Raw genomic sequence first — 17,812 nt, 5'->3', positions numbered from 1 at the left:
TCGATTACTGAAGCAGATTCATGAGATGATGTAAACTTCGCGTTTGAAGCGCCCTCTGCCCATCTGCAATATCGAGGCTGTATTCGTCGCAGGACTGGATGCGGCGGCAGGTCGGGAGCACCGCCGTCAAGCGTATGAAGCCGGCGCCCGGCTTGGGAGGATTGCTTATGTTGTTGAATGGAAAGACCGCGGTTATTTCAGGCGCCGCCAGCAAGCGTGGCATCGGCCGCGCCACGGCGGAACTTTTCGCCCGCCACGGCGCCCGCGTCGCCATCGTGGATCTCGATGAAGCCGGTAGCATCGAAGCCGCGGCCTCGCTTGAAAAAGTGGATGGCGGCGAGCATCTCGGCGTCGGCGGCAATGTGGCGGATCGTGCCTCCTGCGAGGCGGCGGCGCAAAAAGTCATCGCCGCTTTCGGCAAAATCGATATCCTCATCAATAATGCCGGCATTACCCAGCCGGTGAAGACGCTCGACATTACCGGCGCGGACTGGCAGCGCATCGTCGATGTCAACATGACCGGTGTGCTGAATTTCAGCCAGGCCTTCATTCCCAATATGCGCGACAATGGCGGCGGCTCGATTGCCTGCATGTCGTCGGTCTCCGCACAGCGTGGCGGCGGCATTTTCGGCGGCCCGCATTATTCGGCGGCCAAGGCGGGCGTTCTCGGTCTCGCAAAGGCCATGGCGCGTGAATTCGGACCCGACGGCATTCGCGTCAACTCCGTTACTCCCGGCCTGATCCAGACCGACATTACCGGCGGCAAGCTGACCGACGACATGCGCCGCGACATTCTCAAGGGAATTCCGCTCAACCGTCTCGGCGATGCCATCGATGTCGCCAATATCTATCTTTTCCTCGCCTCGGACCTCTCCTCCTACGTCACCGGCGCGGTTGTCGATGTGAATGGCGGAATGCTCATTCACTGAAAACCACCTGTCGAAGCCGGGAAGCCGGCTTCGATTTTTCTGACCGGGAGGAGGAAACCATGGCTCAGGGATATCGGCACGCAGATGCAACGAAGGAAGCGGCGTTGGCGAATGTATCGCTGGCGGAACGTGCCTGGCGCATCCGGCGCAACGCCCTTTTGATGGGTGAGGTGCAGGGACAGGGTTATGTCGGCCAAGCGCTCGGCATTGCCGATGTTCTGGCGGTGGCCTGGTTTCACACCATGCGCTACCGGGCGGACGATCCGCACTGGGAAGGCCGCGACCGGTTTCTGCTCTCCATCGGCCATTATGCGATTGCACTTTACGCAGCGCTCATCGAGGCGGGCGTCATTCCGGAAGACGAGCTGGAGACCTATGGCTGCGACGGCTCGCGCCTGCCCATGTCCGGCATGGCCTCCTATACGCCTGGCATGGAGATCACTGGCGGATCGCTCGGCCATGGGCTTGGCATTGCCGTGGGCATGGCTCTCGGCCTCAAGCGCAAGAATTCAGAACGGTTCATCATCAACCTGATGTCGGATGGCGAGTTGGGCGAAGGTTCCACCTGGGAAGCCGCCATGGGCGCATCTCATCACAGGCTCGGCAATCTCATCAATCTCGTGGATTTCAACAATCAGCAGGCGGACGGCCCTTCCCGCGAGATGCTGTCCTCCGAACCTGTGGACGCCAAATTCGCGGCCTTCGGCTGGCATGTGCAGCGGGTGGACGGCAACGATATCGACAAGGTTCGCGAGGCCTTCGATATCGCCATGTCACTTGCCGATGACAGGCCGCGCGCCATCATTTTCGATACCCGGATGGGCCGCGGCGTGCCCTTTCTCGAAAACCGCGAAATCACCCATTTCATTCGCGTGGAAGCGCATGAATGGAAGCTGGCGCTCGACGCCCTTGAAGAAGGACGGCCGCAATGAGTGCAGCAGCCCCGCAGAAGCGCCTCACCACATCGGCGATGATCGCCTCCATCGCCGCCGAAGGCCAGCCGACACGCCCTGCTCCCTTCGGTCACGCCCTTGTTCAGCTGGCGAAGGAACGCGAGGATATTGTCGGCCTCACCGCCGATCTCGGCAAATATACCGACCTGCATATTTTCGCCAAAGCCTTTCCCGAGCGCTTTTATCAGATGGGCATGGCCGAGCAGCTTTTGATGAGCACCGCCGCCGGTCTGGCGCGCGAAGGCTTCGTGCCCTTCGCGACCACCTATGCGGTCTTTGCCGCCCGCCGCGCCTATGATTTCATCGCCATGGCGATTGCCGAGGAAAACCTGCCGGTGAAGATCGTCTGCGCCCTGCCCGGCCTGACGACGGGTTACGGCCCCAGCCATCAGGCAACCGACGATCTGGCGATCTTTCGCGCGCTGCCGAACATGACCATCGTAGATCCCTGCGACGCGACCGACATAGAAGGCGCGGTGCCGGCCATTACGGATTACAACGGCCCCGTCTATATGCGCCTGCTGCGCGGCCAGGTGCCGGTGGTGCTCGAAGAATATGGCTATCGGTTCGAACTCGGCAAGGCGAAGCTTATCCGCGATGGTGCGCAGGTCCTTTTCATATCGTCCGGCATATTGACGATGCGGGTTCTCGAAGCGGCTGCCCTGCTTGAAAAGGAGGGCGTCGGCTGTGCCGTGCTGCATTCCCCCACCATCAAGCCGCTCGATACCGCCTCGATCTTCACGGAAGTGGACCGGGCTGATCGTCTGGTCATCGTGGCGGAAAACCATAGCGAAATCGGCGGCCTTGGAGAGGCCGTGGCAATGGCGCTGATGAAAAGCGGCCGGGCGCCGCGCTTGCGGCAGATCGCCCTGCCCGATGCCTTTCTGGATGCAGGCGCGCTGCCCACCCTGCATGACCGCTACGGTATCTCGACGGCGATGATCGTGGCGCGCGCAAGGGCGTGGCTGGAGAATGAAAGTTTTGAAGTACCGCGCGGTTCGGTCTAAAGGCTGAAACTCAAACATGGTGCGGAATCAGCCGGAGGGAGCCGGCGGTTTCAAGGGAGTGGAGCGCGTTATCCGCGTGATCGGACAACGCCGAGGGTGTTTAAATCCAGGGAGGAGAAAAATGAGTATTTCCATCAACAGGCGTATGTTCCTGACCGGTACCGGTCTGGCACTGGCGGCGCCGGCCATTCTGACGACAGCCCGCAACGCCCGGGCCGCCACGACGCTGACGCTCGGCCATGGCGCGGCGCCCGGCAATCCGCGCACGATCGCGGCCGCGAAATTCGCGGAACTCGTTGCCCAGAAAACCGAAGGCCGCGTGGCGATCAATGTCGCCGGTTCGGAAACGCTTGGCAGCGACGCCGCCATGCTGACCAGCCTGCGCACCGGGGCGCTTGATTTCACCGCCAACAGCCAGGGTCCGGTTTCGAGCGTTGTTCCAGAACTCGCGGCGCTCGGCCTGCCCTTCCTGTTCAGCAACGCTGATCAGGCGATCAAGGTACTCGAAGGCGATGTCGGCGCATCGCTCGATGCGCGTTTCCAGAAGGTCGGCATCGTGCCGCTCGACTGGTGGGACAACGGCATCCGCCATGTCTCCAATTCCAAACACGCCATCACCAAGCCGCAGGACGTCGCGGGCCTGAAAATCCGTACCCCCGCCGACCCGATGACCATGGATATTTTCAAGGCGCTCGATGCGGCGACGGTTCAGATTGCCTTCGGCGAACTCTACATCGCGCTTCAGCAGGGCGTCGTCGACGGGCAGGAAAATCCGCTGGTGAATATCGAAAGCTCCAAGCTTTACGAGGTCAACAAGCATATCAGCCTCACCGCCCATAAATGGGAATCCACCCCGTTCCTGATGTCCAAATTCGCCGAGGGGCGGCTGGGCAAGGATTTCGAGGCGGTCAAGGCGGCTGCGAAGGAGGCAGGCGCGCTTCAGCGCAAACTCTCGGCGGAAAAGGCAAGCGCGTCTCTGGCCGCCTTCAAGGCCAATGCCGCCATCGAGGTGGTGGAAGACATCGACCACGCCGCTTTCGCGAAAGCGACCGCGCAGGTGCTGGAGACATGGAAGCAGAAGCCCTTCGGCGATTTCGTCGCCGAGCTGGAAAAGGCCGCCAAAGGCTAATGATCAGGATGCCGGGCCGGTTCAAGCCGCCCGGCCTCACCTTCATGTCCACCGACAGGATCGGCGGGAGCCTCGCTCACGCCGACATTCATACGGTTTCAGTTTTCAGGAGATGCGCCAATGCTCGAAGGAGCCTTGTCCGCCGCCAATCGCGTTGACAGTTTCATCGCCATCCTCTGCCGCATCATCATCGTGGCAACCGGCATTCTGCTCACGGTCATCATGACCGCAAACGTCATCGTCCGCTATCTATCGACATCCGGCGGGCTGGATTTTGCGGAAGAACTGCCGACCATGCTGTTTCCATGGTTCATCGTCGCCGGCATTACCCTTGCCGCGCAGAGCGGCGCGCATATGGCGGTTGAATGGATCTATGACAAGTTCGACGAACGCGGCAAGGTGGCGGTTCTGCTGTTCGCCAATCTCGTGACGGTCGCAAGCTTCGTCATTCTCGCGCAGCAGGCGCTTGTCGTCGCCGAGATCGCCGGCGCGGAAATCAGCCCTGTGCTGCAACTGCCCAACAGCATCGGATATTATTCCATCGCCTTCGGCGCAGCACTGGTCTCGGTCACCACCGCAACCGCGAGCCTGCGCATTCTCTCCGGCGGCTGGCATGCCCGTCCGCACGGTGCAACCGAGGAGATGCCGCTATGACCATCGTGATGATCATTGCATTTTGTATTCTCATGATGATTGCGGTTCCGGTCGGTTATGCGCTGATCATCTCTGCGGGCGTCGCCGTACTGTGGAACGGTTATGTGCCGCTCTCGATCGTGGCGCAGCAGGTTTACGACCAGACGCAGTCTTTCCCGATGCTAGCGCTGCCGTTCTTCATGCTCGCGGGCACGCTGATGCTCGGCGGCAAACTCGGAACCCAGCTTCTGGAACTCGCCTCCAAGGCCATGCAGCGCTGGCGCGGCGGCCCGCTTTCCACCACCGTCATTTCCTCGGTCGTGTTCGGCGGCGTTTCCGGCTCGGCGGTCGCCAATGCGAGCGCGCTCGGTTCGGTGCTCATTCCGTGGCAGAAGCGCCAGGGCTACCCCGCTCCCCTCTGTGCGGCCAACAATGCCACCTCGGCGGTCATCGATGTGCTCATCCCGCCGTCGATCCCGATGATCCTCTATTCATTGGTCAGCGGCGTCAGCATCGCCAATCTGTTCATCGCCGGCATTCTGCCGGGCCTGCTCATGGCCGTCGGTTTCATCTTCGTCTGCTGGGCCATTGCCGTGCGGCGGGGCTATGCGGTGCGAGACGAAAGCTTTCGCAAGCGCGATCTGGCACTACTTGCATTCCGCAGCCTGCCGGCGATCCTTCTGCCGATCCTGATCATCCTCGGCCTGCGCTTCGGCTTTGCAACGCCGACCGAAGTGGCCGTTCTTTCTGTCGTCTATTCGCTCGTGCTCAGCATCTTCTTCTACCGCGATCTGACGTGGAAGCGTTTCTGCGACAATTTCGTCGAGGCAGGCTCTGCAACCGGCGTCGTCATGCTCGTCATCATGGGCAGTGCGGCGGTGGGCTGGGTGCTTACCTTCGATCAGGCGCCCCAGCATTTCGCCACCTGGGTGGCCGAGAATATCTCCAACCCGATCCTGATCATTCTCATGATGAACATCCTGATGCTGATCATCGGCATGCCGCTCGATCTGCCGCCGTCGATCCTGCTGCTCGGACCGATCTTCGTGCCGCTTGCGGATATGATCGGGCTCGACCGGGTGCAGCTCGGCATGATGATGGTCATCAATCTCGGTATCGGGCTCTATACGCCACCGATCGGCACCACGCTCTTCATCTCGTCCTCCATAGCCAGAGCGCCGCTCGGCGCAACGACGAGGGAATTGTGGCCGTTCTTCACCATGGCGATGCTGCTTCTCATCGCGGTCAGCTTCATTCCTGCCCTCACGATCTACTAACATAAGAGCCGTAGCAAACGGCTGCCAGAAACCACCGGCCGGGTCTCCCCGGTCGGTGGTTTTAGTATTCAAGATGTGCCGCTTACATCGTTCAATCTGCTTTGTTCATGGTTTCGACGATCAAATCACGATCTGCGATGCACCCTTCACGAAATTTTAGGGGATTGCGGAACACATATGGAACATATAGTGTTCGTTCTGTATTTGTTTCGCGACTTCAACGACGATTCTCAAGGGTGTTTTCCTCATGCTCACGCGCAAACAGCAGGAATTGCTTCTCTTCATTCATGAAAGAATGAAAGAGTCCGGCGTGCCGCCCTCCTTCGATGAAATGAAGGACGCACTCGATCTTGCCTCCAAATCCGGCATCCACCGGCTGATCACCGCACTCGAGGAGCGCGGCTTCATTCGCCGGCTACCTAACAGGGCGCGGGCGCTGGAAGTGATCAAATTGCCTGAGGCCTATGCGCCGGGTGCAAGGCCGCAGCGCGGCTTCTCGCCGAGCGTCATTGAAGGCAGCCTCGGCAAGCCGAAGACGCCGGAGCCGGCCCCTGCCCCCAAGGCGCCGGCCAATGATCTCGGTGGCGCCGTCACCGTGCCGGTCATGGGCCGCATCGCCGCCGGTGTGCCGATTTCCGCCATCCAGAACAACACCCATGATGTGGCCGTGCCGGTCGACATGCTCGGCTCGGGCGAACATTACGCTCTGGAAGTCAAGGGCGACTCGATGATCGAGGCCGGCATTTTTGATGGCGATACCGTCATCATCCGCAACGGCAATACGGCCAATCCGGGCGATATCGTCGTAGCACTGGTGGATGATGAAGAAGCTACCCTGAAGCGTTTCCGCCGCAAGGGAGCCTCCATCGCTCTGGAAGCGGCCAATCCCGCCTATGAGACCCGTATTTTCGGACCGGATCGGGTGAAAATCCAGGGTAAGCTGGTTGGTCTGATCCGCCGCTACCATTAATTGGCACCCCGCCTTTTTTCGCTAGGGGCGTCATCGAGAGGATGACGCTCCCTTTGAGGCATCTTGGATTGTTCCCAGGAACAATGCGGCTCTGCGGAAGTAAAGAGAGGGTGCGTTTCGTTCTCGTCTCCGGGCGGTGACGCGAGTTTGCCTCTTTCTTTCTCCCTGCCCTCACATTCCCATTCATCAATGCGGCTTATGGGAGCCATGGATTATTTGCAATATTCCAAGGGCCATCCGTCGGTATAGAAATGCGCGTCATATCGGGGAAACACGTCATGTACGATCTTTATATCGCCAACAAGAACTATTCCTCATGGTCGCTGCGGCCCTGGGTATTGATGCGTACGCTCGGCATCGCCTTCGATGAAAAACTCGTTCCCTTCGGCGAAGGCGTTTCCTTCTCCACCTTCTCGCCGACCGGCAAGGTGCCCTGCCTTGTCGATGAGGGCGTGACGGTTTGGGAATCGCTGTCGATCGCCGAATATCTGGCGGAAAGACATCAGGGCGTCTGGGCGAGCGACAAGCAGGCAAGGGCCTGGTCACGGTCGGCAGCGAGCGAAATGCACGCGGGCTTTTCCTCGCTGCGCAATCTCTACCCGATGTCGGTCGGCATTCGCGTAAAACCGAAGGGTGGCGATACCGGGCTTGCGGCCGATATAAAGCGCATCGATACGCTGTGGAGCGAAGGCCTCGCGAAATTCGGCGGGCCTTTTCTTGCCGGCCAGAAATTCACGGCGGTCGATGCCTTCTTCTGCCCGGTGGCATTTCGTTTCCAGACTTATGGCGCGGAACTTTCGCCCGTAGCGAGAGCCTATTGCGACCGGCTGCTCGCCCTTCCCGCCATGCGCGAATGGTACGAGGCCGGGCTGAAGGAAGTCTGGCGCGATGCGGCGCATGAAGAGGAAATTAGCGGGATCGGCGAATTGACCGCGGATCTGCGCATCAAGGCCTGACGGTCCATGCTGGCGGCGCTCTATTGCGATGCCGCCAGCAACCGCATGACGGCATCGGGCACGTCGTGATCGAAACGGCCGCTTTTCCAGTCGTAATAGCGATGTTCGCTCCAGGGCCTGTCCATGCCGGCGATTGCGGCGCGCAGCCTGCCGACCACCCCTGCCTGATCGTTGCCGGCGAAGTCCATTTCCAGCGAACCGATCCGCCGCAGGATATCGCGGTTCAGCAGAAGTGCGCCCGAGCGGCATTGGGAAAAGGACGTTCTGCGGGAGACGATAACGATATCGGCAATATCGCAAGCCTTTCCGGCAAAGCGGCCGTCTTCCAGAACGATGATCCATTCGCCGCTTCCCGCGCGCGTAACGCACCATATGCCTTTGCTGCAAGTGAAAACGCTGGGCTCGGCGTCTCTCAGGGCCGCTGTCATCTGCCGTGCAACTGCACTCATCTCTTGCGGATCAAGCTTCGCCTTCGAGGCCAAAGCCACGGTTTTTGCCGTGGCCTCGGTCTTGAGAAAGACCGGCGGCACAGGCTGTTCCGGCAAAAGCAGCGCCCTTTGCCACTGGCCATAAACGAAACCCTGCGGCTGAGCCTTCGTCGTGTAGGCTTTGCCGTCCTCCAGCAGCGCCACTAGCTCGCCATCCTCGTGAACAAGCAAATCGGGCGGATCGCGATAGGCCGTGGCGGACGACAGGCCGAAGGCGAGGAATAGAAGCGGCATGCCCAGAAGCGCAAGCCGGCTGCGCAGCAAAGTCAGCAGCAGAAAACCAGCCGAGGCGAGCCCCAGAAACCACCCGTGAGGCCGCCCCGTCGCAGCGCTTCCGCCCCAGGACGCCACCTCCTGCGCAACCTCGATGACGAGGGCCATGCCGTATCCCATGACCTTCAGAAACGGAGCGTCGAGCCCGAAAGGCATCAGCAGCATGGCGACAAGGCCGAAAGGCATGACAATCAGCGACATCAGCGGCATGGCGGCCAGATTGGCGAAAAGTCCATAGGTGGTGACACGCTGAAAATGCTCGACCGAATAGATCGCCGTCGAAAGACCGCCTATCAGCGACGTCGTGATGACACCGCCGATGATGGCGCCCGCCGTTTGCGCCACCGTCATCCATGCCGGTTTGCGCCCGATGAACAGACGCTCGCGATCGATACGCCAGCGGCTCCAGGCGGCATAGGAGGCGACGAGCGCGATGGTCGCGGCAAAAGACATCTGAAAGCTCGGGCCCATGATTTCCGAGGGCGAAAAAGCGAGAATGACCAAAGCGGAAAGCGCGACATTCCTGAGGCTGAGCGAGGGTTGATCGAACAGCACCGCGATCAGCATCACCGACATCATCAGCCAGGCGCGTTCGGCGGAAACGGCAAAACCTGAAATCAGGTAATAAGCAAGCGTCATCAAGAGCGCGGCGAAAGCCGAAATCTTCTTCACGGGCCAGCGCTGTGCAAATGCCGGAAAAAGGCTGAAGGCAAGCCTCAGCCCCACAAAGAATATGCCCGACGCCAGCGCCATGTTAAGCCCGGATATGGCGACGATATGGGCAAGGCCGGAGAGCCGCAACGCTTCCATTGTTTCGGCGGATATGGCCTGTCTCTCATCGGTGACGATGGAGGCGGCAAAAGCGCCGGCATCGCCGCCGATGGTGTTGCGGATGCGTTCGGCAATGGCGGTGCGAAGGCCATAGAGCCGCATGTCGGCCCATTCCAGCCAGTCCGTCTTCGCGCCAATGCCGGGTGAAACGACCGTCTGTGGCGGCTTATAGAAGAATCCGGTCGCGCCTATGCCCCTGAAATAGGAGGCGAAGGCGAAATCATTGAGCCCCGGCAAGGCCGGGCCGGATGGCGGCGAAAGCCGCGCCTTGCCGCGAATGGTCGCGCCGAGTGCAGCGGGCTCGCCTCCCCCGCGTGACAGGAGTGAGACCTTGCCCGGCGGGCGTGACAATGCAGGCGCTTCCGTTGCGGTGAGTTGCACCACATATCGCCAGTCCCCGCGCGCATCCACCTCCCGACGGGTCACCGTGCCGGTAATGGTGGTGGTGACGGGCGTATCCAGCACCACCGTTCCCGCACGCCATGTTTCGACCCCGGCGAAAAGCATGCCCAGCAAAAGCAGCGCGCAAAGGCCGCAGGCCGTCGCTGCGAAGCCCGAGCGATATTTCGCGAAGAACGCCAGACCGACGGCGATGAGACATGTGATCGCCAGAACGGAGAATGAAGGCGAGGTATTGAGGGAAAACCAGAGGATCGCACCGCAGCCGATGAAAACCGGAACGAAAAGAAAATCGTGGCCGAATGCGCGCTCCTCGGCGAAGCATGCGGCGATTTTTTGAGAGGCGACAGCTCGCAGGTTCGGCTTGCCGACAAGGGCGGGCGTGTCATATGTCGCAACATCGCCGGTTCTGCGAAGCGGATAAAGGATTTCCGCCGTGCCGGGCAAATCGCCCTGCATCGTTTCGGCATGTCTGAAATGCTGTTTTTCCCCTTGACCGAGCAATCCGCGCCGCGCCCCTGCCGCACCGGGAACAGGTTTGCAGGCGGATGCGAGGGATTGCAATCCTTTCCTTTAACCCTGCGTTGACTGAGATTGAATTGCCATCACCGGGAAAGACGGAAGCAAGGCAATTGCGTTTGCCGCAATGCACAATTTGACCTTTGGATAGCTTGGCATCTGCGCAAGGATCATATAGCTAATCGGTAGACGCTTAACCGCGGGGCGTGTCTCAACGCCCCCACCCGCATGTTTTCGGAGGATCAGTATGACGGAAAAAAGCGCTACAGTGACACTTGGCGAAAAGCAGGTCGAACTCCCGGTCAGGGAAGGCACGATCGGACCAAGCGTCGTCGATATCGCCACGCTGTACAAGCACACGGGCTCTTTCACTTACGACCCGGGTTTCACGTCGACGGCCTCCTGCGAATCCAAGATCACCTATATCGACGGTGACGAAGGCGTTCTCCTGCATCGTGGTTTCCCCATCGAGCAGCTCGCCGAACAGGGCGACTTCCTGGAAACCTGCTATCTGCTGCTTTACGGCGAACTGCCGACCGCGGCTCAGAAGAAGGACTTCGACACCCGCGTCACGCGCCACACCATGGTGCATGAGCAGATGAGCCGGTTCTTCACCGGCTATCGCCGCGATGCGCATCCGATGGCCGTCATGTGCGGCACGGTCGGCGCCCTCTCTGCCTTCTATCACGACTCGACCGACATCACCGATCCGCACCAGCGCATGGTCGCTTCGCTGCGCATGATCGCCAAGATGCCAACGATCGCCGCCATGGCCTACAAGTACCATATCGGCCAGCCCTTCGTTTACCCGAAGAACGATCTCGATTACGCCTCCAACTTCCTGCACATGTGCTTTGCCGTGCCCTGCGAGGATTACAAGGTCGATCCGGTTCTGGCCCGCGCCATGGACCGCATCTTCATCCTGCATGCCGATCACGAGCAGAACGCTTCCACCTCCACGGTGCGTCTTGCAGGTTCGTCGGGTGCGAACCCCTTCGCCTGTATCGCGGCTGGCATTGCCTGCCTCTGGGGCCCGGCTCACGGCGGCGCCAACGAAGCGGCGCTCAACATGCTGAACGAAATCGGCACGGTTGACCGCATTCCGGAATACATCGCCCGCGCCAAGGACAAGAACGACCCGTTCCGCCTGATGGGCTTTGGCCACCGCGTCTACAAGAACTACGACCCGCGCGCCAAGATCATGCAGAAGACGATGTACGAAGTGCTGGAAGCCACCGGCAATTCCGACGATCCGATCATGCAGGTCGCGCTGGAACTGGAAAAGATCGCCCTTTCCGACCCCTACTTCGTCGAAAAGAAGCTTTACCCGAACGTCGACTTCTATTCCGGCATTACGCTGAAGGCGCTCGGCTTCCCCACGACCATGTTCACCGTTCTCTTCGCTCTTGCCCGCACCGTCGGCTGGATCGCACAGTGGAACGAAATGATCGAAGATCCGCAGCAGCGCATCGGCCGTCCGCGCCAGCTCTATACGGGCGCCGGCAAGCGCGACTACGTTCCAGTTTCCAAGCGCTAAGCCGCGAAACCCCATAAATCAAAGGCCGGCAGGTTTTTCCGCCGGCCTTTTTTGTTGAGCATCCGAATAGTTCTCAGTGGCGTGCAGCGACGCCCAGGAACTGCTTCAGTTCCGGTGTTGCGGGATTGGAGAAGACCTCTTCCGGTGGGCCTATTTCATGCACCCTGCCCTCATGCATAAAGACGACGCGGGAGCAGACGTCGCGCGCAAATTTCATTTCATGCGTCACCATCAGGAGCGTCATACCTTCAGCGGCGAGTTCCCGCACCACGGCCAACACTTCCGCGACAAGTTCGGGATCGAGAGCCGAGGTGATCTCATCGCAGAGCAGCGCGATGGGCTGCATGGCGAGTGCACGGGCAATGGCGACGCGCTGCTGCTGGCCGCCGGACAATTCATCGGGATAGGCATCGAACTTGTGCGCCAGCCCGACCCGTTCCAGCATCTTGCGGGCAACAGCTTCGGCTTCCGGCTTCGGCGTCTTTTTCACCACGGTCTGCGACAGCATGACGTTGCCGCCAACAGTCTGGTGCGGGAAGAGATTGAACTGCTGGAAGATCATGCCGACCTTCAGCCGCAGGGCTTTCAGATGCAGATCGTCTTCGAGAAGCTGCGCGCCGGCGACCGATATGGAACCGGCCGAAATCGTCTCCAGCCCGTTGATGCAGCGAAGCAGGGTCGATTTGCCCGATCCGCTCTTGCCGATGATGGCGATGACCTCGCCCGGCTCCACATCGAGGTTGATGCCCTTCAGTACCTCGTTGCTGCCATAGCTTTTGCGGACTTCAGTGATTTCGATGAGCGACATTGAGCTTCCTTTCGAGGATCTGGCTGCTCTTAGACAGAGGCCAGCACAGCGCGAAATAGATGAGGGCGACGAGGCCATAAACGGTGAAGGGCTGGAAGGTGGCATTGGTGACGACCGTGCCGGCCTTGGACAGTTCTACGAAACCGATGATCGAGGTCACGGCCGTTCCCTTGATGACCTGCACGAAGAAACCGACGGTCGGCGGAATGGCGACCCGCATGGCCTGCGGCAGGATGACATAACGCATCTGCTGCAGGCGTCCCATGGCAAGGCTCGCCGATGCCTCCCACTGGCCCTTGGCGACGGATTCAACGCAGCCGCGCCAGATTTCGGTGAGGAAGGCAGCTGCCCACAGGATCAGCGTCAAGCCCGCCGCCAGCCAGGCCGGCACATCGATGCCGAACAGGCCGAGGCCGAAAAAGGCGATGAAGAGCTGCATCAAAAGCGGCGTACCCTGAAAAAGCTCGACATAATAGCGTGCGAAAGCCCGCATCGATTTTTTCCGGGAAATGCGCATGAACAGCAGAAGCAGCGCCACCATGCCGCCGCCGACGAAGGAGACGAGCGACAGCAGTACGGTCCAGCGCGTGGCGAGCAGCAGGTTTCTGAGAATATCCCAGGTGGAGAATTCGATCATCGGACACTCCTGCGCGGAAAGATGAGGTTGCCGCCCATGACAAGCACCTGCCGGAGAAGGATGGCGAGCACGAGATAAATGACGGTGGAGACCATATAGGCTTCGAAGGCGCGGAAGGTGCGCGACTGGATGAAATTGGCTGCGAAGGTCAAATCCTCGGCGGCGATCTGCGAGACGACCGACGAGCCGAGCATGACGATCACCACCTGCGATGAAAGCGCCGGCCAGATGCGTTGCAGCGAGGGCACCAGAACCACATGCCGGAAGGTTTCGAAACGGGTCATGGCAAGGCTTGCCCCCGCCTCGAACTGTCCCTTCGGCGTCGCCTGGATGCCGGCGCGGATAATCTCGCAGCTATAGGCCCCGAGATTGACCACCATGGCGATATTGGCGGCGGTCAGTTCCGACAATTGCACGCCAAGCGACGGCAGGCCGAAAAAGATAAAAAACAATTGTATGAGGAATGGCGTGTTGCGAATTAGCTCCACATAGGTCGCGACCGGCGGCCGCAGCCATTTGGGCCCGAGCGCACGCACCCAGGCGCAGACGATGCCGAGGGCGATACCGAGAACGCCGCCGATGGCAATCAATTCCAGCGTAACGGCGATGCCTTTGGCGATCTGCGGATAATAGTCGAGAAGCCATGCAAAATCGAATGTGTATTTCACCCGATGCTTCCTTTCGGCGAGGACAAACCATGCGCCGGTCCTGCTTCAAGGCAAGGCCGGCGCATGCATTTTTCCGGGTTGCTCAGAGATCCTTGGGCAGGTCGGTTTTCAGCCATTTCTGCGCGATCGTGTTCAAGGAACCATCGGTCTTTGCGGTGGCGATGATGGCGTTGACCTTTTCAAGCAGCGCCGGCTGTTCCTTGTTCAGGCCGATATAGCAGGGCGAATTCTTGATCAGGAACTTCAGCTCGGGGCGCTTTGGCGGGTTCTTGGCGAGAATGGCGGCGGCCACGACATTGCCCGTGGCCACGGCCTCAACCTGGCCGGCGAGGAAGGCCGAGATCGTGCCGTTATTGTCCTCATAACGCTTGATGGTCGTATCGGCAGGCGCCACCTTCGTCAGCTCCAGATCCTCGACGGCGCCACGGGTGACGCCGACGGTCTTGCCGGACAAATCCTCCGCCTTGGTGACGGCAACCGCGTCCGGAGCGAACACGCCGTTGAAGAAGGGCGCATAGGCGGTGGAGAAGTCGATGACCTTTTCACGGTCCGGGTTTTTACCGAGGCTCGAAATGACGAGATCGACCTTGTTGGTCTGCAGATAGGGAACGCGGTTGGCGCTGGTCACCGGCACGAGTTCGACCTTCACGCCCAGCTTCTCGCCGATCAGATTGGCGACGTCGATATCATAACCCTGCGGGGCCATATCCGTGCCGACGCTGCCGAAGGGCGGGAAATCCTGCGGAACGGCAACGCGGATCGTGCCGCGGGAGGTGATATCACCGAGCGCATCGGCAAAGGCTGCGGGCGAAAAGCCGAGCGTTGCGGAAATTGCGGCAATGGCAAGCAATGAACGTCTGGAAATCATTGGGAATTACTCCTTGGGGCTTGAGGAAAGAGGCTGCAATGAAAGGGAATTACGAAGCTCGTAGAGCGGATCTGGCCTGCGGGTGAGATCGAGACCGGTTTCGACTTCGTCGAGATGGCGGATGGCGAGTTCGGCGGCGCCATGAAAATCGGCAGCCTTGATCGCTTCGAAGATACGGCAATGTCCGTCATGCGATTGCTGCGCATGGAAATCGGACTGATAGAGCATGGAAATGAGGATGGTTCTGGCCGTCAGGTCGCGCAGCGTTTCGACGATGATGTCGTTGCCGGCGATTTCAGCGATGCGAATGTGGAAGTCGCCCATCAGGCAGGTCAGGCGCTGGCGGTCGCCTTTGGCAATCGCCGCCTTCTCCTCATCGAGATGATCGGCGAGGATGGCGATGCCTTCCGGGCTGACGCCGGAAAGATTGCGCAAGAGCCCATATTCGATGATGCGCCGTGCTTCATAGACCTTGATGGATTCTTCGGCGGAAGGCTCCACCACGAACCAACCCCGGCGCGGGATGACGGTGACGATGCCGCGCGTCTCCAGCCGCATCATCGCTTCGCGAATGCGCGTGCGCGACACGCTGAAAAGGCTGGCGAGCTGGTTCTCGCTGAGGCGGGTGCCCGGACGGATACGCGCGGAAAGAATGCCTGAGATGATGGCGTCTTCTACCGCGCTCTGGGCGCTTTCTGATGTATGGCTATCTTGCATACAAGATTGAAAGCAAGAGGTGTGCCAGACGGAAATTTATGGGCCGGGAGCCATCCGATGGTCAGCCGTTTGCCACACTAACGATCAAATGCAGTAAAATCGCGCCCTCGCCTGCCTGCATCGGCAGCAGTGACGGCAGCCCGTGGGATAGAGTGCTTATATAATTATTGTGAGGGACGAGCCTTGCTCTTCAGGACATCCAGAAGAATGCGCGCGCCGGTTTCGCCCGGAGGCACATCCGTATGCAAACGCTGCTGCACGAGTGCATATCCTTCGAGCATCGCCTGCCGCTCAGTGGTGTCGGAAGACAGACGCTCTGCCCAGCGCAGCATCGAGCCTGCCCTTACCACCTCGTTGAAATATTCCGGCACGACGGCGTAGTCGGCAATCAGGTTCGGCAGAGCCCCTGTCCAGGTCTTTACCCGCTTGCTCAGCATGGTGAAAATCCAGTCGGTCTTGTAGACCGAGATCGTCGGCACGCCCGCGAGTGCAAGTTCCAGAATGACCGTGCCGGAAGCGGCAATCGCCGCATCGGCTTCAACAAATGCATTCCATTTGAAAGCGGAATCGATACCGATTTCGGGTCTGATATCCTCCGGCCATGACGCCGCCAGTTCGCGGATGCGTTTTTCCTGACGCGGCACGGTGGGCAACACGAACCGCGTCGGACCGTTGCGCTCGACAAAAGCTTTCGCCGCCGCCTGAAAAGGCTCCATCAGCCGCATCGTCTCAGTGGAACGCGACCCCGGCAGGAGGAGAATGGTCTTCGGTTCGCCATCCGCCGGCAGAGAACGTTCCGCCCGCTTGTGACGCACAGCCAGCACCTCGGGGTCGACGCTGAGGCGATGACCGACAAAGGTCGTTGGCGGACCGCCGAGACGGCGCATGGCTTCCGGCTCGAAGGGCAACAGAGCCAGCACGTGATCGACATAGGAGAGCATCGCGGTGGCGCGGTATTCCTTCCACGCCCAGACGCTGGGGCAGACGTAATTGACGACCGGCAGATGCGGCAATTGCTGCCGGACTTTTTTCGCAACGCGATGGGTGAAATCCGGGCTGTCGATAATCAGCAGAATATCGGGCTTTGCGGCGGCGATTGCCTGAGCGGTCTGGTTGATCCGCGCAATGAGCTTCGGCAGTTTTTTCAGAACCTGCGTAAAGCCCATGATTGAGAGTTCGGAATAGTCGAACAGGGAAACCAGTCCCTGCGCTTCCAGCGCCTCGCCGCCGACACCGACCAGTTCTACAGGTCCCGTATATTGGGCCTTGAGCGAGCGGATCAGATCCGCACCCAGAAGATCGCCGGATACTTCCCCGGCTATGACCGCCACTTTTAATGCCGCCGTCATCCGATCATGTCTCCGCCAAGTGACGTATCGATGCCGCAGACGAATATGCCCGCCTCATCGGCCGCTTTCAACATCGCCTCGCGATCGAGTACCAGCGCCCGCCCGGCTTCGACGGCGATACCCGCCAGCCCGGCCTTTCGCGCATTCTCCACCGTTTCCACACCGATTGTCGGCAGGTCGGCGCGCACATCCTGCTGCGGCTTGCAGAGCTTTACGAGCACACCCCTGCGGCGCGGGGATATCCGTCCTTCGGCTCGCAATGCCGCAACGCGCGCCAGCATGGCATCCGTGCCCTCGACGCCTTCCAGCGCGACGATGCGGCCGCCGACGGCGACCGCGCCCTGCCCCACATCGAGCTTGCCGAGTGCAAGCGCGGCCTCAGCCGCCTTGCGTATATCGCGCAGATCATCCTCGGCAGGTTTTTGCGTACCGAAAGGGCCTATCGCGGCCAGCAGGCCGGGGGCGATCTCGTGAGCGCCGATGACTTTTGCGCCGAGCGTGCCGATGATCTTGATAACCATCTGCAGAACGGCGTCGTCGCCGCTCGACAGCAGCGTCCTGACAATGGATGGCAGTTTGAGCAGGATGCCGACTGTGGGGCGGATTTCGCGCCATTCCGGCCGCCGCGCCACGGCGCCGGATAGCACGACACGGTCTACCCGGTTTTCGCGCAGCAGACGGCCAAGCCCGGCGACATCGCCGACACTGATGACGGCATTGTCGAAACCGCTCCAGTCGAAACGGGAATCATCGCGCAGGCGCACGATGAAAGGGTTCTCGCCCATCTCACGGGCGGCGGCCGCCACATAAAACGGCAGCTGGCCGCTGCCGGCCACAATGGCGAGACGCCCGCCGCCTGTCACG

The 17,812-nt window shown here is 60.3% G+C and carries 17 protein-coding genes; 9 read left to right on the top strand and 8 right to left on the bottom strand.

All coding sequences use genetic code 11. The features are described from left to right. Positions 1-167: 167 nt before the first annotated feature. The 8 genes from ACQZ5N_RS01905 to ACQZ5N_RS01870 all read left to right on the top strand — a co-directional run bounded on the left by ACQZ5N_RS01905 (position 168) and on the right by ACQZ5N_RS01870 (position 7,854). Positions 168-929 (top strand): SDR family NAD(P)-dependent oxidoreductase, encoded by a 762-nt coding sequence (locus ACQZ5N_RS01905; RefSeq protein ID WP_035262426.1) that lies wholly within the window; start codon positions 168-170, stop codon positions 927-929. Between the two features lie 59 nt (positions 930-988). After that, positions 989-1,861, top strand: coding sequence for a transketolase (locus ACQZ5N_RS01900; RefSeq protein WP_448731908.1), 873 nt, complete (start codon positions 989-991; stop codon positions 1,859-1,861). Then, positions 1,858-2,889 (top strand): transketolase family protein, encoded by a 1,032-nt coding sequence (locus ACQZ5N_RS01895; protein ID WP_448731907.1) that lies wholly within the window; start codon positions 1,858-1,860, stop codon positions 2,887-2,889. The genes ACQZ5N_RS01900 and ACQZ5N_RS01895 overlap by 4 nt, the downstream gene beginning before the upstream one ends. A 121-nt stretch (positions 2,890-3,010) precedes the next feature. After that, positions 3,011-4,018, top strand: coding sequence for a TRAP transporter substrate-binding protein (locus ACQZ5N_RS01890; RefSeq protein ID WP_448731906.1), 1,008 nt, complete (start codon positions 3,011-3,013; stop codon positions 4,016-4,018). Positions 4,019-4,138: 120 nt separating this feature from the next. Next, a complete protein-coding gene (locus ACQZ5N_RS01885) occupies positions 4,139-4,672 on the top strand; it encodes a TRAP transporter small permease (RefSeq protein ID WP_035261735.1) in 534 nt (177 codons plus the stop codon). Further along, positions 4,669-5,928, top strand: coding sequence for a TRAP transporter large permease subunit (locus tag ACQZ5N_RS01880; protein WP_448731905.1), 1,260 nt, complete (start codon positions 4,669-4,671; stop codon positions 5,926-5,928). The genes ACQZ5N_RS01885 and ACQZ5N_RS01880 overlap by 4 nt, the downstream gene beginning before the upstream one ends. A 247-nt stretch (positions 5,929-6,175) precedes the next feature. Beyond that, a complete protein-coding gene (lexA, locus tag ACQZ5N_RS01875) occupies positions 6,176-6,898 on the top strand; it encodes a transcriptional repressor LexA (RefSeq protein WP_035261730.1) in 723 nt (240 codons plus the stop codon). 278 nt (positions 6,899-7,176) lie between these two features. Continuing rightward, entirely contained in the window at positions 7,177-7,854 is a 678-nt protein-coding gene (locus ACQZ5N_RS01870) for a glutathione S-transferase family protein (RefSeq protein ID WP_448731904.1), read from the top strand. Between the two features lie 20 nt (positions 7,855-7,874). Here ACQZ5N_RS01870 and ACQZ5N_RS01865 read toward each other — a convergent pair whose 3' ends face one another. Continuing rightward, the gene (locus ACQZ5N_RS01865) at positions 7,875-10,304 is read right to left on the bottom strand and encodes a ComEC/Rec2 family competence protein (RefSeq protein ID WP_448732099.1); all 2,430 of its coding nucleotides are present in this window, start codon (positions 10,302-10,304) and stop codon (positions 7,875-7,877) included. Positions 10,305-10,611: 307 nt separating this feature from the next. Here ACQZ5N_RS01865 and gltA point away from each other — a divergent pair, with 307 nt between their 5' ends. After that, positions 10,612-11,901: a citrate synthase gene (gltA, locus tag ACQZ5N_RS01860; protein WP_003502585.1), complete on the top strand. Its 1,290-nt coding sequence runs from the start codon at positions 10,612-10,614 to the stop codon at positions 11,899-11,901. A gap of 73 nt (positions 11,902-11,974) precedes the next feature. Here the strand turns inward: gltA and ACQZ5N_RS01855 are convergent, their stop codons facing one another. The 7 genes from ACQZ5N_RS01855 to ACQZ5N_RS01825 all read right to left on the bottom strand — a co-directional run bounded on the left by ACQZ5N_RS01855 (position 11,975) and on the right by ACQZ5N_RS01825 (position 17,811). Beyond that, the gene (locus ACQZ5N_RS01855; RefSeq protein ID WP_035217484.1) at positions 11,975-12,709 is read right to left on the bottom strand and encodes an amino acid ABC transporter ATP-binding protein; all 735 of its coding nucleotides are present in this window, start codon (positions 12,707-12,709) and stop codon (positions 11,975-11,977) included. Beyond that, on the bottom strand, positions 12,687-13,346 hold the full coding sequence (locus ACQZ5N_RS01850) for an amino acid ABC transporter permease (RefSeq protein WP_269830867.1): 660 nt from the start codon (positions 13,344-13,346) through the stop codon (positions 12,687-12,689). Before ACQZ5N_RS01850 ends, ACQZ5N_RS01855 begins: the two co-directional genes overlap by 23 nt. Then, a complete protein-coding gene (locus ACQZ5N_RS01845) occupies positions 13,343-14,014 on the bottom strand; it encodes an amino acid ABC transporter permease (RefSeq protein WP_448731903.1) in 672 nt (223 codons plus the stop codon). Before ACQZ5N_RS01845 ends, ACQZ5N_RS01850 begins: the two co-directional genes overlap by 4 nt. 82 nt (positions 14,015-14,096) lie before the next feature. Next, the gene (locus ACQZ5N_RS01840) at positions 14,097-14,882 is read right to left on the bottom strand and encodes a transporter substrate-binding domain-containing protein (protein ID WP_448731902.1); all 786 of its coding nucleotides are present in this window, start codon (positions 14,880-14,882) and stop codon (positions 14,097-14,099) included. Positions 14,883-14,888: 6 nt separating this feature from the next. Further along, positions 14,889-15,599 (bottom strand): GntR family transcriptional regulator, encoded by a 711-nt coding sequence (locus tag ACQZ5N_RS01835; RefSeq protein WP_448731901.1) that lies wholly within the window; start codon positions 15,597-15,599, stop codon positions 14,889-14,891. Positions 15,600-15,763: 164 nt separating this feature from the next. Continuing rightward, complete coding sequence (gene lpxB, locus ACQZ5N_RS01830; RefSeq protein WP_448731900.1) at positions 15,764-16,948, bottom strand: lipid-A-disaccharide synthase; 1,185 nt, start codon at positions 16,946-16,948, stop codon at positions 15,764-15,766. Then, positions 16,945-17,811: an LpxI family protein gene (locus tag ACQZ5N_RS01825; RefSeq protein ID WP_448731899.1), complete on the bottom strand. Its 867-nt coding sequence runs from the start codon at positions 17,809-17,811 to the stop codon at positions 16,945-16,947. The genes lpxB and ACQZ5N_RS01825 overlap by 4 nt, the downstream gene beginning before the upstream one ends. Between the last annotated feature and the right edge of the window lies 1 nt (position 17,812).

This window comes from Agrobacterium sp. 22-221-1, assembly GCF_053522445.1.
Note: the sequence above shows the minus strand (reverse complement) of the source record. Positions and strands in the feature narration are given on the sequence as shown.

Excerpts from the sequence above, each read along its gene's own strand:
- ACQZ5N_RS01905 (WP_035262426.1), top strand. The coding sequence starts at position 168 with ATGTTGTTGAATGGAAAGACCGCGGTTATTTCAGGCGCCGCCAGCAAG.
- ACQZ5N_RS01900 (WP_448731908.1), top strand. The coding sequence starts at position 989 with ATGGCTCAGGGATATCGGCACGCAGATGCAACGAAGGAAGCGGCGTTG.
- ACQZ5N_RS01895 (WP_448731907.1), top strand. The coding sequence starts at position 1,858 with ATGAGTGCAGCAGCCCCGCAGAAGCGCCTCACCACATCGGCGATGATC.
- ACQZ5N_RS01890 (WP_448731906.1), top strand. The coding sequence starts at position 3,011 with ATGAGTATTTCCATCAACAGGCGTATGTTCCTGACCGGTACCGGTCTG.
- ACQZ5N_RS01885 (WP_035261735.1), top strand. The coding sequence starts at position 4,139 with ATGCTCGAAGGAGCCTTGTCCGCCGCCAATCGCGTTGACAGTTTCATC.
- ACQZ5N_RS01880 (WP_448731905.1), top strand. The coding sequence starts at position 4,669 with ATGACCATCGTGATGATCATTGCATTTTGTATTCTCATGATGATTGCG.
- lexA (WP_035261730.1), top strand. The coding sequence starts at position 6,176 with ATGCTCACGCGCAAACAGCAGGAATTGCTTCTCTTCATTCATGAAAGA.
- ACQZ5N_RS01870 (WP_448731904.1), top strand. The coding sequence starts at position 7,177 with ATGTACGATCTTTATATCGCCAACAAGAACTATTCCTCATGGTCGCTG.
- ACQZ5N_RS01865 (WP_448732099.1), bottom strand. The coding sequence starts at position 10,304 with ATGCAGGGCGATTTGCCCGGCACGGCGGAAATCCTTTATCCGCTTCGC.
- gltA (WP_003502585.1), top strand. The coding sequence starts at position 10,612 with ATGACGGAAAAAAGCGCTACAGTGACACTTGGCGAAAAGCAGGTCGAA.
- ACQZ5N_RS01855 (WP_035217484.1), bottom strand. The coding sequence starts at position 12,709 with ATGTCGCTCATCGAAATCACTGAAGTCCGCAAAAGCTATGGCAGCAAC.
- ACQZ5N_RS01850 (WP_269830867.1), bottom strand. The coding sequence starts at position 13,346 with ATGATCGAATTCTCCACCTGGGATATTCTCAGAAACCTGCTGCTCGCC.
- ACQZ5N_RS01840 (WP_448731902.1), bottom strand. The coding sequence starts at position 14,882 with ATGATTTCCAGACGTTCATTGCTTGCCATTGCCGCAATTTCCGCAACG.
- ACQZ5N_RS01835 (WP_448731901.1), bottom strand. The coding sequence starts at position 15,599 with ATGCAAGATAGCCATACATCAGAAAGCGCCCAGAGCGCGGTAGAAGAC.
- lpxB (WP_448731900.1), bottom strand. The coding sequence starts at position 16,948 with ATGACGGCGGCATTAAAAGTGGCGGTCATAGCCGGGGAAGTATCCGGC.